General features: G+C 64.0%; 17 protein-coding genes. 7 read left to right on the top strand and 10 right to left on the bottom strand.

All coding sequences use genetic code 11. From position 1 onward, the window contains the following. Window positions 1-8 precede the first annotated feature (8 nt). From yidC to FHY55_RS02640, 6 genes are all read left to right on the top strand, one after another. The gene (yidC, locus tag FHY55_RS02665) at window positions 9-1,853 is read left to right on the top strand and encodes a membrane protein insertase YidC (RefSeq protein ID WP_140012718.1); all 1,845 of its coding nucleotides are present in this window, start codon (window positions 9-11) and stop codon (window positions 1,851-1,853) included. Further along, window positions 1,850-2,596, top strand: coding sequence for an MOSC domain-containing protein (locus FHY55_RS02660; RefSeq protein WP_140012717.1), 747 nt, complete (start codon window positions 1,850-1,852; stop codon window positions 2,594-2,596). Before yidC ends, FHY55_RS02660 begins: the two co-directional genes overlap by 4 nt. Beyond that, window positions 2,593-3,258, top strand: coding sequence for a ribosome biogenesis GTP-binding protein YihA/YsxC (gene yihA, locus FHY55_RS02655; protein WP_140012716.1), 666 nt, complete (start codon window positions 2,593-2,595; stop codon window positions 3,256-3,258). The genes FHY55_RS02660 and yihA overlap by 4 nt, the downstream gene beginning before the upstream one ends. Before the next feature lie 168 nt (window positions 3,259-3,426). Next, complete coding sequence (gene argB, locus FHY55_RS02650; RefSeq protein WP_210410525.1) at window positions 3,427-4,296, top strand: acetylglutamate kinase; 870 nt, start codon at window positions 3,427-3,429, stop codon at window positions 4,294-4,296. Then, on the top strand, window positions 4,293-4,928 hold the full coding sequence (locus FHY55_RS02645) for a ferredoxin (protein WP_168222916.1): 636 nt from the start codon (window positions 4,293-4,295) through the stop codon (window positions 4,926-4,928). Before argB ends, FHY55_RS02645 begins: the two co-directional genes overlap by 4 nt. An 11-nt stretch (window positions 4,929-4,939) precedes the next feature. Next, a complete protein-coding gene (locus FHY55_RS02640) occupies window positions 4,940-5,434 on the top strand; it encodes a histidine phosphatase family protein (RefSeq protein ID WP_254695401.1) in 495 nt (164 codons plus the stop codon). A 12-nt stretch (window positions 5,435-5,446) separates the two neighbouring features. On the opposite strand, the gene FHY55_RS02635 is transcribed toward FHY55_RS02640, so the two are convergent. The 9 genes from FHY55_RS02635 to crcB form a co-directional block, all read right to left on the bottom strand. Beyond that, window positions 5,447-6,595, bottom strand: coding sequence for a sialidase family protein (locus FHY55_RS02635; RefSeq protein ID WP_140012714.1), 1,149 nt, complete (start codon window positions 6,593-6,595; stop codon window positions 5,447-5,449). A 158-nt stretch (window positions 6,596-6,753) separates the two neighbouring features. After that, window positions 6,754-7,545, bottom strand: a complete 792-nt coding sequence (locus FHY55_RS02630) for an amino acid ABC transporter ATP-binding protein (protein WP_140012713.1) — start codon at window positions 7,543-7,545, stop codon at window positions 6,754-6,756. Window positions 7,546-7,557: 12 nt separating this feature from the next. Then, a complete protein-coding gene (locus FHY55_RS02625; protein ID WP_140012712.1) occupies window positions 7,558-8,886 on the bottom strand; it encodes an amino acid ABC transporter permease in 1,329 nt (442 codons plus the stop codon). A 1-nt stretch (window position 8,887) separates the two neighbouring features. Beyond that, the gene (locus FHY55_RS02620) at window positions 8,888-10,156 is read right to left on the bottom strand and encodes an amino acid ABC transporter permease (RefSeq protein WP_140012711.1); all 1,269 of its coding nucleotides are present in this window, start codon (window positions 10,154-10,156) and stop codon (window positions 8,888-8,890) included. 148 nt (window positions 10,157-10,304) lie between these two features. Further along, window positions 10,305-11,324 carry an amino acid ABC transporter substrate-binding protein gene (locus tag FHY55_RS02615; protein WP_140012710.1) on the bottom strand — a complete coding sequence of 340 codons (1,020 nt, stop codon included), beginning with the start codon at window positions 11,322-11,324 and terminating at the stop codon, window positions 10,305-10,307. Between the two features lie 248 nt (window positions 11,325-11,572). Beyond that, window positions 11,573-12,289: an ATP12 family chaperone protein gene (locus FHY55_RS02610; RefSeq protein WP_140012709.1), complete on the bottom strand. Its 717-nt coding sequence runs from the start codon at window positions 12,287-12,289 to the stop codon at window positions 11,573-11,575. A gap of 3 nt (window positions 12,290-12,292) precedes the next feature. Further along, window positions 12,293-12,964, bottom strand: coding sequence for an HAD-IA family hydrolase (locus FHY55_RS02605; RefSeq protein WP_140012708.1), 672 nt, complete (start codon window positions 12,962-12,964; stop codon window positions 12,293-12,295). Further along, on the bottom strand, window positions 12,961-13,998 hold the full coding sequence (locus FHY55_RS02600) for an RluA family pseudouridine synthase (RefSeq protein ID WP_140012707.1): 1,038 nt from the start codon (window positions 13,996-13,998) through the stop codon (window positions 12,961-12,963). The genes FHY55_RS02605 and FHY55_RS02600 overlap by 4 nt, the downstream gene beginning before the upstream one ends. Further along, on the bottom strand, window positions 13,995-14,372 hold the full coding sequence (crcB, locus tag FHY55_RS02595) for a fluoride efflux transporter CrcB (protein WP_140012706.1): 378 nt from the start codon (window positions 14,370-14,372) through the stop codon (window positions 13,995-13,997). The genes FHY55_RS02600 and crcB overlap by 4 nt, the downstream gene beginning before the upstream one ends. 332 nt (window positions 14,373-14,704) lie before the next feature. Between crcB and FHY55_RS02590 the strand changes: the two genes are divergently transcribed. Then, complete coding sequence (locus FHY55_RS02590) at window positions 14,705-15,061, top strand: roadblock/LC7 domain-containing protein (protein WP_140012705.1); 357 nt, start codon at window positions 14,705-14,707, stop codon at window positions 15,059-15,061. Between the two features lie 143 nt (window positions 15,062-15,204). Here FHY55_RS02590 and FHY55_RS20420 read toward each other — a convergent pair whose 3' ends face one another. After that, on the bottom strand, window positions 15,205-15,360 hold the full coding sequence (locus FHY55_RS20420; protein WP_168222915.1) for a hypothetical protein: 156 nt from the start codon (window positions 15,358-15,360) through the stop codon (window positions 15,205-15,207). Window positions 15,361-15,489: the final 129 nt, after the last annotated feature.

Below are 15,489 nucleotides of genomic sequence, written 5' to 3'. Positions count from 1 at the left end.
ACTTCTGCATGGACGACCAGAACAAGAACCTCATTCTCGCCACGGCGCTCAGCTTCCTGGTGATCTTGGCCTGGTTCATCATCTTCCCGCCGGAAGAGCCTCCGCTGGACCCGAACGCCCCCCCCGGCGCAGAGCAAACAGCCGATGGCACGCCGACAGTGGCAGACGGCAATACGACCGTGCCGGGAAGCGCCGATGGCTCGGCCCCGGCGGCCTCTGGCAACGGTGCCGGCCCTGATGCCGTGGCCGACGCCCCGCGCCTGACCATCGACACCCGCAACCTCTCCGGCTCGATCAGCCTGATTGGCGGGCGCGTGGATGACGTGAGCCTCAAGCGCTACACCGTGGATGTCGACAGCGAAGAAATCGTGCGCCTGCTTTCGCCCGTGGGCGAGACCAACCCCTATTACGCGCTCTACGGCTGGGCCCCCGGCGCGGGCCTCACCCTTGAGGACGTTCCGGGCGACGACACGGAATGGACCGTGGAAGAGGGCGAAACCCTCACCGCCCAAACCCCCGTCACCCTGCGCTGGGACAGCCCCTCGGGCCTGATCTTCCGCCGCCTGATGGAGGTGGACGACGAGTTTTTGATCACCGTCGAGCAATCGGTTGAAAACCCCACCAGCGCCGCCGTCCGCGCCCAGCCCTATGCCATCATCAACCGCCACGGCCTGCCCGAGCTGACCAACTTCTTCGTCATCCACGAAGGCGTCATTGGCCAGCATGAGGGCGAGCTGGTGATCGAGGATTACGACAACGTCACCGATTTCACCGGCACCGGCGAGGTGTTTGAGAACGTCACCGACGGCTGGATCGGCTTCACCGACCACTACTGGATGACCAACCTCATCCCCGAGCCGGGCCAGCCCGCCACGCTCTCGGTCAGCTACAAGCCCCGCGGCGACATCTACCAGACCCTCAGCAAGCAGCCCACGATGGACGTTGCACCGGGGGCCACCGTGACTTCGCGCAGCCACCTCTTTGCCGGCGCGAAGGAATGGGAAGTCATCAAGCACTACCAGGATGACCTCGGCTTCGTCGATTTCGTCAACACGGTCGACTGGGGCTGGTTCTGGATGCTGACCAAGCCGATCTTCCGGGGCCTGCACTGGCTCAACGGCCTGATCGGCAACATGGGCCTCGCGATCATCGCGCTGACCTTCCTGATCAAGGCAATCCTCTTCCCGCTGGCCTACAAGAGCTACGTCTCTATGGCCAAGATGAAAGAGCTTCAACCCGAGATGGAGAAGCTCAAGGAAAAGGCCGGTGACGACCGCCAGAAGCTGCAAAAGGAGATGATGGCGCTCTACAAGAAAGAAAAGGTGAACCCGGCTTCGGGCTGCCTGCCGATCTTGTTGCAGATCCCGATCTTCTTTTCGCTCTACAAGGTGATCTTCGTCACGCTCGAACTGCGCCAGGCCTCCTTCTTCGGCCCGTTCCGCGACCTTTCGCAGCCCGACCCGACCTCGCTGTTCAACCTCTACGGGTTGCTGCCCTGGGCCAACCCCGAGCCAGGCTCGATCATGGCGCTGGTCTTCATCGGCATCCTGCCGCTGCTGCTCGGTATCTCGATGTGGCTCCAGCAAAAGCTGAACCCCGCCCCCACCGACCCGACTCAGCAGATGATCTTCGCCTGGATGCCCTGGGTGTTCATGTTCATGCTCGGCGGCTTTGCCTCCGGCCTCGTGGTCTACTGGATTGCGAACAACACGATCACCTTCATCCAGCAGTACACGATCATGCGCACCCACGGGCACAAGCCCGACGTGTTTGGCAACATCAAGAAGAGCTTCAAGCGAAAGCCCAAGGGGGACGCTGCCAACGCTGACAGCAAGCCGGGCAGCAAGAAGTGAGCGCAACGCTCGCCCAGATCTGGCGCCATCCGATCAAGAGCCACGGGCGCGAGCGTGTGGGCGAGGTGGAGCTTAAGGCGGGCGAGTCGATGCCCTTCGATCGCCGCTGGGCCGTGGCGCATGAAGACAGCGCCTTTGACGGTGATTGGGAGCGGTGCAGCAACTTTGCCATCACCACCCACCGCCCGCGGCTTTGCCCCTTCAACGTGGTGCTCGATGAGGCGGGGCCGGACGTGACGGTCACCCACCCCAAGCTGGGCGAGCTGCGCTTCAACCCCGATGACGCGGCCGATGCCGCCCGCTTTGTGGAGTGGACCATGCCACTGGCCCCCGAGGGTCTGCCCAAACCCGCGCGGCTGGTTGCCCTGCCCGGGCGCGGCTTTACCGACAGCGCGTTTGCCTCTGTCACCCTGTTTTCCATGGCCAGCCACCGCGCCGTGGAAGAGGCACTCGGCCAGGAGATCACCCCGCTGCGCTGGCGTGGCAACCTTTGGGTTGAGGGGCTGGAGGCTTGGGAAGAGTTCGAGTGGATCGGGCGCGAGTTCAAAGTGGGTGAGGCGGTGCTGCGCGGCGTCGAACGCACCCAGCGCTGCCCGATGACCATGACCAACCCCGAGACCGGCGAGCGCGATGTGCCGACGGTCAAAACCCTCGCATCCCGTTTCGGCCACAAGGATTTTTCGATCCGCTGCGAAGTGCTGAAAGGCGGGCGCATTGCCGAGGGCGCGGAGGTGCAGGCATGAGCGCGCCCCTCCCCTTCCCGCTGGCCGAAGCGCCTGATGCCCCCTCCGAAGAGGCCGCCCGCAAGCTGTTTGCTGGCGAGATCACCTTTGTCAAAGGCGTGGTCGCGATGGACGGCCTGCCCCCCGCCGACCGTCCCGAGGTGTGCTTTGCCGGGCGCTCCAACGTGGGCAAATCAAGCCTGATCAACGCGCTCACCGGGCGCAGGGCGCTGGCGCGGGCCTCCAACACGCCGGGTCGGACGCAGGAGATCAACTATTTCGACCTTGCCGAGCAGGCCTTTCTGGTCGACCTGCCCGGCTACGGGTTTGCCAAGGCCCCCATCCCGGTGGTCGAAAAATGGCAGCGTCTGCTCAAGAGCTACCTTCAGGGCCGCGTCACCCTGCGCCGCGCCTTCGTGCTGATCGACTGTCGCCATGGCGTGAAGGCCGTGGACGACGAGATCATGAGCCTGCTCGACAGCGCCGCCGTCACCTTTCAGGTCGTCATGACCAAATCCGACAAGGTGAAGGAAAAAGACCGCGCCAAGGTGCTGGAGCAAACCCGCGCGGCGCTGCAAAAGCACCCTGCGGCTTTCCCCGAGATCGTGCTGACCTCCAGCGAAAAGGGCGATGGCATTGCCACCCTGCGTGCTATCGTCCGCCGGATCACGCTGGAGGGTTAGGCCCCGCGCCTGATCATTTTCTTGCTGTAAATATCCCCGGGGGCCGCCTTTGTGGCGCCATTGGGTCCAGCCCAATGGCGACGGGGCAGCGCCCCCACTCCGACGGTGAGGCTTGGCACGCCCGCCGGGGCGGCATAGGAAGGGTAAATCCTTCCGAGGCCTCAAGAGATGAAGACCCAAAGCATGAACCGCGACTGGATCGCCACCGCCCGCACCCTCTCCGAGGCCCTGCCCTACCTCAAGCGCTACGTTGGCGCGACTGTTGTTATCAAGCTCGGCGGCCACGCCATGGGCTCTGACGAGGGCATGGCCAGCTTTGCCCGCGACGTGGTGTTGATGAACCTCGTCGGCGTGCATCCTGTGGTGGTGCATGGCGGCGGGCCGATGATCAACGACATGCTCAAGCGGCTTGGCGTTGAGAGCGAGTTCATCAAGGGCAAGCGCGTCACCGACGAGGCCACCATAGAGGTGGTCGAGATGGTGCTTTCGGGCACTGTGAACAAGCGGATCGTGCAGGCGATCAACGCGCAGGGCGGCCGCGCTGTGGGGCTCTCGGGTAAGGATGCCAACATGATGGTCTGTGACCCGACAGACCCGGAGCTTGGGCTTGTTGGCACACCGGTGGAGGTGGTGCCCGATGTGATCCGCCAGTTGCATGACGATGGCTATATCCCCGTGGTCGCCCCGCTCGGTGCGGGCCGCGATGGCGAAACCTTCAACGTCAATGGCGACACCGCCGCCGGGGCCATAGCCGCCGCCCTCAAGGCCGACCGGCTGCTGCTGCTCACCGATGTCAGCGGGGTGAAGAACGCCGAGGGCGAGGTGATGACCCAGCTGAGCCCGGAGAATGTGAAAGAACTGACCGACAAGGGCGTAATTGCCGGCGGGATGATCCCCAAGACGCAGACCGCGCTGGATGCGATTGCGGGCGGGGTGCGGGCCGTGGTGATCCTCGATGGTCGCGCGCCCAATGCAGCGCTGTTGGAGCTGTTCACCGACCATGGCGCAGGCTCGCTGATCCGCCGCGAGGTGAAGTGAGCTATCACGAAACGGCCCGGCTTGCGGCGGAGCATCGCCTTGAAATCTACGGCGGCTTCCACCCGGATGACGGCGGCACGCTGCTGCTTCTCGGCCCCGGGGCCGGGGTGTGGGAGCATGTGAGCGCCGCGCCCGAGTTTGAGCACGCCAAAGACCCGCTAGATCGCTGGTCGCGCCGGGTGATCGGCGGGATGGCCGAGGCGCTTGGGGCGGAGGCGCTGTTTCCCTTCGATGGGCCGCCTTGGCACCCGTTTCAGAGCTGGGCGCAGGCCACGGGGCGCTGCTGGGAGAGCCCGGTGCGCCTGCTGGTGCATGACCGCGCCGGGCTTTGGGCCAGTTTTCGCGGGGCGTTGCGCTTCAGCGAGCGGCTGGCCCTGCCCGAGGCTACGGCACCCCGCCCCTGCGAGGCCTGTGACGCACCCTGCCTCACCGCCTGCCCGGTGGGCGCGCTTGGCCCGGATGGCTACGATACCGCCGCCTGCCACGCCTATCTGAACACCCCGCCGGGTGCCGATTGCCTGAGCCGGGGCTGCAAGGTCAGAAGGGCTTGCCCTGTCTCTGCCGCCTTCCCTAGGGTAGAGGCGCAATCGGCTTTTCACATGTCACATTTCCACAAGCCCGGGACGAATTGATGCGTCAGCTCATGCTTCTCCGCCACGCCAAATCCAGCTGGGACGATCCGCTGGCAGACGATTTTGACAGGGCGCTGAACGACCGCGGGCGGCGCGGGGCGGCGGCGATGGGCGACTGGATGCGCTCCAACGGCCTTGCGCCCGATCTGGTGCTTTGCTCCGCCGCGGCCCGCACGGTGGAAACATGGGAGCTGCTGAAGTTCGAGGCCGAGGTGAAGTATTCACCCGGGCTCTATCACGCAGGCCCCGACCGGATGCTCGCCGCGCTTCAGAAGGCAGAAGGCGAGCGGGTGATGATGGTGGGCCACAATCCCGGTATGGGTGCGCTGGCGGCGATGATGGTGCGCAATGCGCCGGTGCATGGCCGCTTTGGCGACTATCCGACCTGCGCCCTCACGGTGGCCGAGTTCGATATCAAGGATTGGGCCGACCTTGCCCCGCGTCAGGGCCGGGTGCTGCACTTTCTCACCCCGCATGACATCGAAAATGCCAGCCCGCACGCCTGAGGCCCGCCAGGCTCAGGCCGCATCCATCACTTCGACCGCGAGGATGGTGGGCAGGTGGCGTGCGATCTCATCCCACCTGTCGCCCTCATCTGTGCTGGCAAAGACCGAGCCGCTGTTTGTGCCGAAGTAAACGCCTGCAGGCGTGCGGCTGTCGCCTGCCATGGCCTGCCGCAGCACGGTGAAGTAGCAGGCCTCTTGCGGCAGCCCCTTGCGCATCGCCTGCCAGCTTTCGCCCCCATCCCGCGAGCGCCAGACGGCGCAGGCCGCTTCGGGCGGAAAGCGGCCTTGGCTGTCTCCGTTGAGCGGGATGCACCAAAGGGTGTGCGGGTCTGACGGGTGAACGCGGATCGGAAAGCCGAAGGTGGAGGGCAGGCCGGGGGTGATATCCTCCCAGCTGCGCCCACCGTCCGGCGAGCGCCAGACGCCGTGGTGATTTTGCTGATAGAGCAGATCGCCCTGCCCCGGCGCGCGCATCATGTTGTGAACGCAATGGCCGGTTTCGCCGCCTTGCGGGGCCGCCGGGTGGCTGTGGCCCTCGCAGGCCTCGGCATTGGAGAGGCGGTTGCGCCGCTCCCAGCTTTTGCCGCTGTCTTCGGAGGCAAACACCCCGGCTGCAGTGAGGGCCACCCACGTTTTGGCCGGGTCGGTCGGGTGGGCGACGATGGTGTGCAGGGTCAGCCCCGCCGCACCGGGGCTCCAGCTTTCGGCGGAGGGGTGGTTGGTGAGGCCCGCGACCGCCTCAAAGGTTGCGCCCCCGTCGGTGCTGGCCAGCAGGCTGGCGGGCTTGGTGCCTGCGTGGAGCGTGCCGTGCGCGTAGTTGAGAGACCAGACTTGGCTGAAGGCGCTCTCAAAGGGCAGCGGCGCGCCGGTGATGCCGAAGAACTTGGCCGTGTCGGGGTCATCCGCCGCCCAATCATCCATCTCGCCCTTGGTGAGCCGGGTGTTCTGCCAAGTTGCGCCGCCATCCTGCGAGCGCCATATGCCCGCGCCGGTAAAACTGCTGCCACCGCCCGCCCAGATGGTGCCTGTGTCCGGGTCTCCGATGGCGTGGTTGATGCACCAGGCGTCGCAATGCGGGCCAGACACGGCCCAACCGCAGCGGTCCTGCGCCCCGTCTAGGATGAAGGCACCCTTGGTCGTGCCGATCAAAAGTTTCGCCATCAGATTCGCCCTCCCTTCCGGGAGGTTAACACCGGCGGGCTTCAGGGCGAAATAAAAGTTGATATCCACCTAGTTTGCGGCGGAAGGTTGCGGGCACAAAAAAGCCCCGGGCTGAGCCCGAGGCTTTGTGTTGGGTGGTGGGCCAGTGCCCCCCGATATCAGTGGCCGAGGATCTGGCTGAGGAACAGCTTGGTCCGCTCGCTCTTGGGGTTGTTGAAGAACTCCTCGGGCTCGTTCTGCTCCACGATCTGGCCCGCGTCCATGAAGATCACCCGGTTGGCGACCTGCCGGGCAAAGCCCATTTCGTGGGTCACGCAGAGCATGGTCATGCCTTCTTCGGCCAGCTCGATCATGGTGTCGAGCACTTCCTTGATCATCTCCGGGTCAAGCGCCGAGGTGGGCTCGTCAAAGAGCATGATCCGGGGCTTCATACAGAGCGAGCGGGCGATGGCCACGCGCTGCTGCTGACCGCCCGAAAGCTGGCCGGGGTACTTGTCGGCCTGCTCGGGGATCTTCACCTTTTCGAGGAAGTGCATCGCCGTCTCTTCGGCTTCCTTCTTCGGCACCTTGCGGACCCAGATGGGCGCGAGCGTGCAGTTTTCGAGGATGGTCAGATGGGGGAAGAGGTTGAAGTGCTGAAAGCACATGCCAACCTCAGAGCGGATCTTGTCGATGTTCTTGAGGTCCGAGGTCAGCTCGGTCCCGTCAACGATGATCTTGCCCTCCTGGTGCTCTTCCAGCCGGTTGATGCAGCGGATCAGGGTGGACTTACCCGAGCCCGAGGGCCCCGCGATGACGATCCGCTCGCCGCGATTGACCGTCAGGTCGATGTCGCGCAGCACGTGGAAGGTGCCATACCACTTGTTCATGTTGCTGATTTCGATGGCGACCTCGTCGCTCACCTGCATCTTGGAACGGTCGATTTGACGGTCTGTTGCCAGGTCAGACATGGGTGGGGCTCCTTAACGGTGGCCAGTCTGAAGCTTGCGCTCCAGATACATGGAATAGCGGGACATGCCGAAGCAGAAGATGAAGAACAGCAAGGCGATGAAGCCGTAAAGCTCCCAAACCACCCCGTTCCAAGCCTGGTCGGCGCGGATCGCGTTGGACAGGCCCAGCGGGTCGAACAAGCCGATCACCGAGACAAGCGTGGTGTCCTTGAAGAGGCCGATGAACGTGCTGACGATGCCCGGGATCGAAATCTTCAGCGCCTGCGGCATGATGATGAGGCGCTGCGCCTGCCAGTAGTCGAGGCCAAGGCTGTCGGCCCCCTCGTACTGGCCCTTGGGCAGGGCCGCGAGGCCACCGCGGATGACCTCGGCCATGTAGGCGGAGGCGAACAGCGTGGCCATGATGATCACGCGCAGGATGATGTCGAAGTTGGTGCCCGGCGGCAGGAAGATGTTCAGCAGCGTCGAGGCCACGAACAGCAGCGTGATCAGCGGCACGCCCCGAATGAACTCGATGAAGCCGACGCAGAGCGCCTTGACGATCAGCAGGTCGGACTGGCGGCCCAGCGCCAGAACGATGCCCAGCGGCAGGGAGCAGGCAATGGCCACCACGCCGATGGTGATAGACAGCATCAGCCCGCCGAAGTCGCGCGAGGCGACGGTTTCGAGCCCCAGCGGGATGACCGCGGCCAGCCCTTGCTGCACATAACCTGAGATCAAGAGCCACCAGAGCAGCGCGGCCACGACAGCTAGGATGATCGCGCCGAGCTGGCTGATCACCTCACTGGTGAACTTGACCATGGCCCAGAGGATCACGAAGCCCAGCGCCGCACAGATCGGTGCCCAGATGGTGCCGCCCCAAAGCAGCCACGGAAACAGGAAGGGGTAAATGGCGCTGAACCAGAGCAGTTGCGATGGCACCCGGTCGGAGAACAGCACCGGCGCCAGCGCCACGAAGAGCAGCAGGAAGGCCGCCATCGGGCGCCAATAGAGCTCGGCGGGGTAGAAGCCGAACAGGAGCTGAATCCAGCGTTCGCGGATCACCCCCCAGCAGGCACCCGAGGTGCCGTGCTCCCCCACCATTCCGGCGGCGGTGAGCATCTCGCGGCATTCCGACAGCGAGGTGGCGTTCCACGTGGGCGCAAAGAACCAAGGCACCAGCATCCATAGGATCCAAACCACGAAGGCGGTGCAGAGGATGGTGACGATGGTGTTGAATGGCCCGGTGAAGAGGTTTTGCTTGCCCCAGCCCAAAATCCCGATGGTGGAAAGCGGCGGCTCGCGCTGCTCCAGCATGGTGTCGCGGACATAGGCAACGGTATCGGCGTGCGTGTTGCTCATCTTACCTCTCCACCAGTTTAACGCGGTTGTTGTACCAGTTCATGAACGCCGAGATGCTCAGCGAAATGATGAGGTAGATCAGCATGCCCAGAAGCAGCGTCTCCAGTTCCTTGCCGGTCTGGTTGAGGGTGATGCCCATCAGCGTGCCGGTCAGGTCCATGTAGCCCACCGCAATGGCGAGCGAGCTGTTTTTGGTCAGGTTCAGATACTGCGAAATCAGCGGCGGGATGATCACCCGCAGCGCCTGGGGCAAAACGACGAGGCTCATGATCCGCTTGGGGCGCAGGCCCAGCGCGGCGGCGGCCTCGGTTTGCCCGCCTGAGATGGCGAGGATACCGGCGCGCACGTTCTCGGCAATGAAGGCCGCAGTGTAGAGCGACAGGGCCAGCCAAAGCGCGATGAGGGAGTTCCTCATGTAGGTGCCGCCCTGAAAGTTGAAGCCCTTCAGCGCCGGGTAGCCGAGGTGAAAGCCCAGTGCGACAAGCACGATCAGCAGCGGCAGGACAAAGCAGGCAAGGCGCAAATACCAAGTGGTCGGGCGCACGCCCGTGGCCTCTTGAATGCGGTCGGCCCGGCGCTTGATGAAGCCCGCGCCCATGATGCCGCCGACGACCACTGCGATGATCAGCAGCAGGTCGATGCTGATGTCGAAGTTCAGCGAGCTGTTGCCGAAGAGGTGAATATCTCCCAGCGAGCGCGAGAACAGCGGCTCGGGGATATAGACCCCACGGTTGGTGACGGCGACGGTATCGAACACCTTCATCGTCGCTTCCGGGTCTTCCCCTCGGAAAGCGCGTGGCGCAGGGAGGGTTTCGATCAGGATCGCCATAGCAAAGACGATCCAGAGCAGGACCGGCACATTGCGGAACATCTCGACGTAAACGGTCATCAACCGGCCGATGAGCCAGTTGGGCGACAGCCGCAGAACGCCGACGATCACCCCGATAACGGTAGCGGTGATGCAGCCCAGAACGGCCACCAGAAGCGTGTTGAGCAGGCCGATGAAGGCCGCGCGCAGGTGCGAGTTCTGGTTGTCGTATTCGATCAGTGTCTGGTTGATGTCATAGCCCGCAGGCTCACCGAGAAAGCCGAAGCTCACCGTCTTGCCGCTGGTTGCGAGGTTTTGCGCCGTGTTGCTGATGAGGAATCCCACCAGCAGCAGGAACCCGATCAATGCCACCACCTGAATCGTCATCGACCGGTAGCGGGTGTCGTAGATGAGCATGGAAGGCCTGAAGCCAGCCTTCGGCGGATCCGTGACAGTTGCCATGTTGGCGCTCCCCCGAGCTATGTGTGGCTACACCTTCCCCGTCTGCGGGCGCGGACCCGCGAGCCATTGGGTGCAGCTGTTATTGAATTGGTCTTGTCCCCGATCGCGAAGGGGCGCGGCCTTTCGGTCCGCGCCCCCTGCTGTTTTCTTACCGGAACGGCGGTGCGTAGAGCAGGCCGCCGTCGGTCCACTGGGCGTTGAGCCCGCGCGACAGACCGATCGGAGTGCTCTCACCGATGGTGCCGCCGAAGACTTCGCCGTAGTTGCCCACGTTCTCGATGATCTTCTTGGCCCAGTCAGCCTCGAGGCCGAGCATCTCGCCGAGGTTGCCCTCGGTGCCCAGCAGGCGGTTCACTTCCGGGTTGTCACCGGCTTCCATCGACATCTCGCCAACGTTGGCGGAGGTCACGCCATACTCTTCGGCGGCGATCATCGCGTTGAGCGACCAGCGAACGATGTCACCCCATTCGCTGTCGCCGTGGCGCACGAGCGGGCCGAGCGGCTCCTTGGAGATGATCTCGGGCAGGATCACGTGGTCTGCCGCGTTCTCGAAGGTGGAGCGCGTCGCGGCGAGGCCGGAAGCGTCGGTGGTGTACACGTCACAGGCGCCAGCGAGGTACTGCTGCTGGGCCTCGGCGTTGGTTTCGATCGGCACCGGCTCGTAGCTCATGTTGTTCACACGGAAGAAGTCCGCGAGGTTGAGCTCGGTGGTGGTGCCGGTCTGGATGCAGACGGTGGCGCCGTCGAGTTCTTTGGCCGAGCTCACGCCCAGCTCCTTGGGCACCATGAAGCCCTGACCGTCGTAGTAGTTCACGCCGACGAAGGTGAACTTGAGGTCCACGTCGCGCGAGAAGGTCCAGGTGGTGTTGCGGGCCAGCATGTCGATCTCGCCGGAGGCAAGAGCGGTGAAGCGGGTTTTGCCGGTGGTGGGCACAAACTCGACAGCGGTCGGGTCGCTCAGCACGGCGGCGGCAACGGCGCGGCAGACGGCCACGTCGAAGCCCTCCCACTCGCCCGAGGCGTTGGGCGCGGCAAAGCCGGGCACGCCGGTCGCCACGCCGCAGTTCAGCTTGCCGCGTGCCTTCACGTCGTCAAGCGTCGCCGCAGCGCCAGCGGTGGCGGCAAGGCCAGCGGCGGTTACTGCGCCAAGAAATAGCGATTTTTTCATTTTTACCTCTTCCTGATCTTCCGGTGCCGTTTTGATACGGCTTTCCGTGATGGGTACCGACGAATGCGCCGATATGCGTGAGTAGAGTGCCCAAAGCGTTGTGACACCACAGAAGTGGGTCAAGTTGGCCGAATTCGTTGCGAAACGTCAAGTGCGCCGCTGGGGTGTTCCTTGGTGGAAAAGAGAAAATTGCCCGAATCTTGGGCAATTCCCCTACGGCACTCGCCTAATAAGCGAAACGTTGAGAATCAGGCAGTCGGGCGGGAGATGCGGTGCAGGGCCGCCGCATGCAAAAAATCACCCCGTTTGCGGGCGGCGACCTCGGTGGCCTCTTCATCCTCGCCCCATTGAGCGATCTGCCAGTCTTCATCCACCCGGCTCAGCGCCCAGAGCTCCTCGGGTGTGGCCTGCCCCTCCAGCGCGGCAAAACCGATAATAAGCGAACCAGACAGGGCTGTCAGGTCATGCAGCGCCGTCAGTGCAAAGGCATCCTGCCGTTTGACCAGCGCCCGCAGAACCTCGACGCTGGTGGCCGGTTGGCGCACATGCATCACCCCTGTTGTCATGATGAGCGGCGCGTTCAGCACATCGCGCGCCCAGTCCACCAGCGGATCCCAGGCTTCGGCCTGGCGAGCGACGAGGGCGGCGGGGCTCTCAGCGCGATAGCAGATCAGGTCACTCTCGCCATAGGCGGCGACGATCTCGGTCACTTCGGCGTGTTGTGGGGCCACCCGGTCGATTGCGGAGTTGGCGGAGCGGGTGAAGGGCATGGTGGCCGGGTTGATCTTATCGCCCTGTGCCTCCCATTCGGCGGCCACGGCATGGGCCAGCGGCTCACTCGGCAACAGCAGCGCAGCCTTGGCCGGGGTTTTCAGCGGGCGACCGTCGAGATGCACGGCAAAGCTCTCGCCCTCGGGCACCACGTTGGCCGCTTTCCAGAATCGTTTTGCTGCCCACTCCGCCATGTCTCAGCCTCCCGTCGCCCGCAGGATCGCCTCCGGCAGCGCCCCGGCTTCGTCTACAACTTCGCCCGCGCCCGCCTCGATCAGCGCGCCCGGCGGGTGGTAGCCCCAGCTCACGCCAAGCCCGGCGATCCCGGCGTTGCGGGCCATCTCCATGTCAAAACTGGTATCCCCGATCATCACCGCCTGCCCGGCCTCGCAGCCGGTTTCGCGCTGCGCGGCCTCCAGCATCGCCGGATGCGGCTTGGAGGGGTGATGGTCTGACACCTGCTCGGAGGTAAACACACCCGCAAGCCCCGACGACTTAAACAGCGCATCAAGCCCGCGGCGGGATTTTCCGGTGGCAACGCAGAGCAGGTTTTCGGGCGTGCGGGCAAGATCATCCAGCAGCTCGCGCATGCCCGGATAGAATACCGCCGGCTCAGATGTGCGGCGAATTTCCACGAAAGCATCCTTATAGCCCGCCACCATGGTCTGCACATCCTGCGGGCTGGCCTCGGGGCACAGGCGAGCGATGCCCACATCGAGCGAAAGGCCGACGATGGAGAGGATCTGCGCGCGCGGCGGGGCCACCCGGCCAACGGCGGCAAAGCCCTCTGTCATCGCGGCGACAATCTCGTTCTGGCTGTCCACCAGCGTGCCGTCGACATCGAAGATGATGCAACGCAGCGCGGTCATCCGTAATCCTCAAAGGGATCGTCGGCGGCAAGGTCTTCTGTCCAGCCGAAGGTGTTGAAGGTGTCCTTCATGTGCTCGGGCAGCGGCGCCGTGACGGTGACGGGCTTTTTTGTGACCGGATGCAGAAAGGTCATCGAGCGGGCGTGCAGGTGCAGCTTGCCCGAGATGATGCCGCCCATCTTGGCGCCCCAGCCGTCGCCCATGTTCTCCTGCCGCGAGCCGCCGTATTTGCCATCTCCGGCAATCGGGTGGCCGATCTCGGCCATATGGGCGCGCAGCTGGTGGGTGCGGCCTGTGATTGGCTCCAGCGCAACCCATGTGGCCCGGCCCGCCACCCGGTAGAGCGCGGAATAGAGCGTATGAGCCCGCTTCGCGCCTTCGGTGGATTCAACTTCGCGCGGGAGGACGCAGAGCATCTTCTCGCCCGCGCCCCTGCCGCCCGGTGCCTTCACGAGGCCAAACTTGATTTCGCCGTTGTAGGGGTGGGGCACGCCCGCGACCACGGCCCAATAGATCTTGCGGGTCTCCTTGTGGCGGATCGCTGCGGTCAGGTCTGCGGCGATGCGCCGGGAGCGGGCGAGGAGGAGAACGCCGGAGGTGTCCTTGTCGAGCCGGTGGACAAGGCGGGGCTTGTCCTCGGCATCGAATTGCAGCGCCTCGGCCAGCCCGTCGACATGTTTGGTTTGGCCCGACCCGCCCTGCGTTGGCAGGCCCGGGGGCTTGTTGAGGGCGATGATATGGTCATCCTTCCAGATCACCGCATCGCGGATCATCTTCGCGTCTGCCTCGGAGATGGTGCTGCGCTTCGTCGGCGTTGGCGCGCCGCCCTCGGGCAGCGGCGGAATGCGCACCTCCTGCCCCTCTTCCAACCGGGTGGCGGCCTTTACCCGGCCACCGTCCACCCGGATCTCGCCCTTGCGGCACATCTTCTCGATCCGGCCCTGCGGCACATGCGGAAAGATGCGGCGGAACCAGCGATCAAGCCGCTGCCCGGCATCATCGGCGGAAACGGGGAGGGTCTGGACGCGGCTCATGCGAAGAGGCCACGGCCGATGAGCAGCCCCGCGAAGAGGCAGAGGATGGAAAGAACAACCGAGGCCAGCACGTATATGCCCGCCGTGCCGAGCTGGCCACGCTCGAAGAGCGTGACGGCATCGAGCGAGAAGGCCGAGAAGGTGGTGAAGCCGCCGAGCATGCCCGTCATCACGAAGGGGGCCCAGGCCTGCCCGCCGCGATGGGCAACGACAGAAGCGAAGAGCCCCATGACCAGCGAGCCGATCACATTGACAGTGAGCGTGCCCCAAGGAAAGCCGGGGCCGAACAGCCGAAGCGTGGCCACCCCGGTAAGGTAGCGCAGGGAGGCCCCGATGGCCCCGCCCAAGGCAACGTTTGCGACTGTAAGTAACATGGGCGCGGTTTTGCGCGGGGGCGGGGGAGAGTCAAGCGGCGAGGGCCGCTCTGACGCGGCGGCGCGGGCGCTGAAACGCCCGCCGAGGGGACTCGGGCGGGGCGCGAAAGATTGTTTCTCCATCCGGTGAAACATACCGAAAATGACACCGAAAGAAGGCGCGAATGAGACACCAGGCACGGCGCTGTCTAAACTTTATCTAAAATTTTCAGAGCCTTGCAAGTTTTCGCCGCCAATCGCAAAAACCCTACTATCCGGATGATCCAGCCCGATTATGGCCACGAACGGGGAGCAAATCTTGGGCATTGAAACACTTCCTGGAGTTACCCAACATGAGTACCGACCTTAAATCCCTGACCAAACTTGACGGCTTCATCGGCGCTTGCCTCGTCGATAGCGACTCCGGCATGATGCTGACGGCTGAAGAAGGCAACGGCGGCCTTGATCTTGAGGTTGCTGGTGCGGCCAACATGGAAGTCGTGCGCGCCAAGAATGCCGCGATGAAGGCGCTGGGCCTCGAAGACGCGATCGAAGACATTTTGATCTCGCTGGGCACCCAGATCCACCTGATCCGCCCGCTGGCATCCAACCCCGACATCTTCATCTATGTCGCACTGGACCGCGCCAAGGCGAACCTCGGCATGGCGCGCCTTCAGGTGAAAACAACCGAAGGCACCATCAAGGTGTAATCGAGGCTCCAGCCGGGTCGTTCTCTTGCCAGATACGACCCGGCTGGCATCCTGCCACTTGGCAGGCTTTCAAACAGGACCATGGGCGAGCTTTCCTGGAGCAATCCCATGGCCCGGTTCGATATCAGGCTAAGATTCGCAGGTTACTTCTGCGGCAGCTCTTCGAAGGCCGGCTTGTAGCCGTTGCTTTCGTAGCGTTCACGCGGAATACCGATGGGATTTCCCACACCCTTGTCCACAAATGCGACCTCCATACCGCTCGAATGCGTGGTGCGGTAAACTCCGGTTGCGTCACTCATATCGCTCTTCCCTTCCTTCTGTCTTGAGGCGTCTTCCTGGTGCCCTCCACTATGGCAAAATGATCCGGAAAATGTGTCGTGAATTGGAAGCGCAAAAGGTAATGTCTCGGCATGAAACTGGCCTGACTG

Origin of the sequence: Oceanicola sp. D3 (assembly GCF_006351965.1) — a bacterium.
Lineage (GTDB): Bacteria > Pseudomonadota > Alphaproteobacteria > Rhodobacterales > Rhodobacteraceae > Vannielia.
The sequence above is the reverse complement of the archived record's forward strand: the minus strand, read 5'-3'. Positions and strand labels throughout refer to the sequence as shown.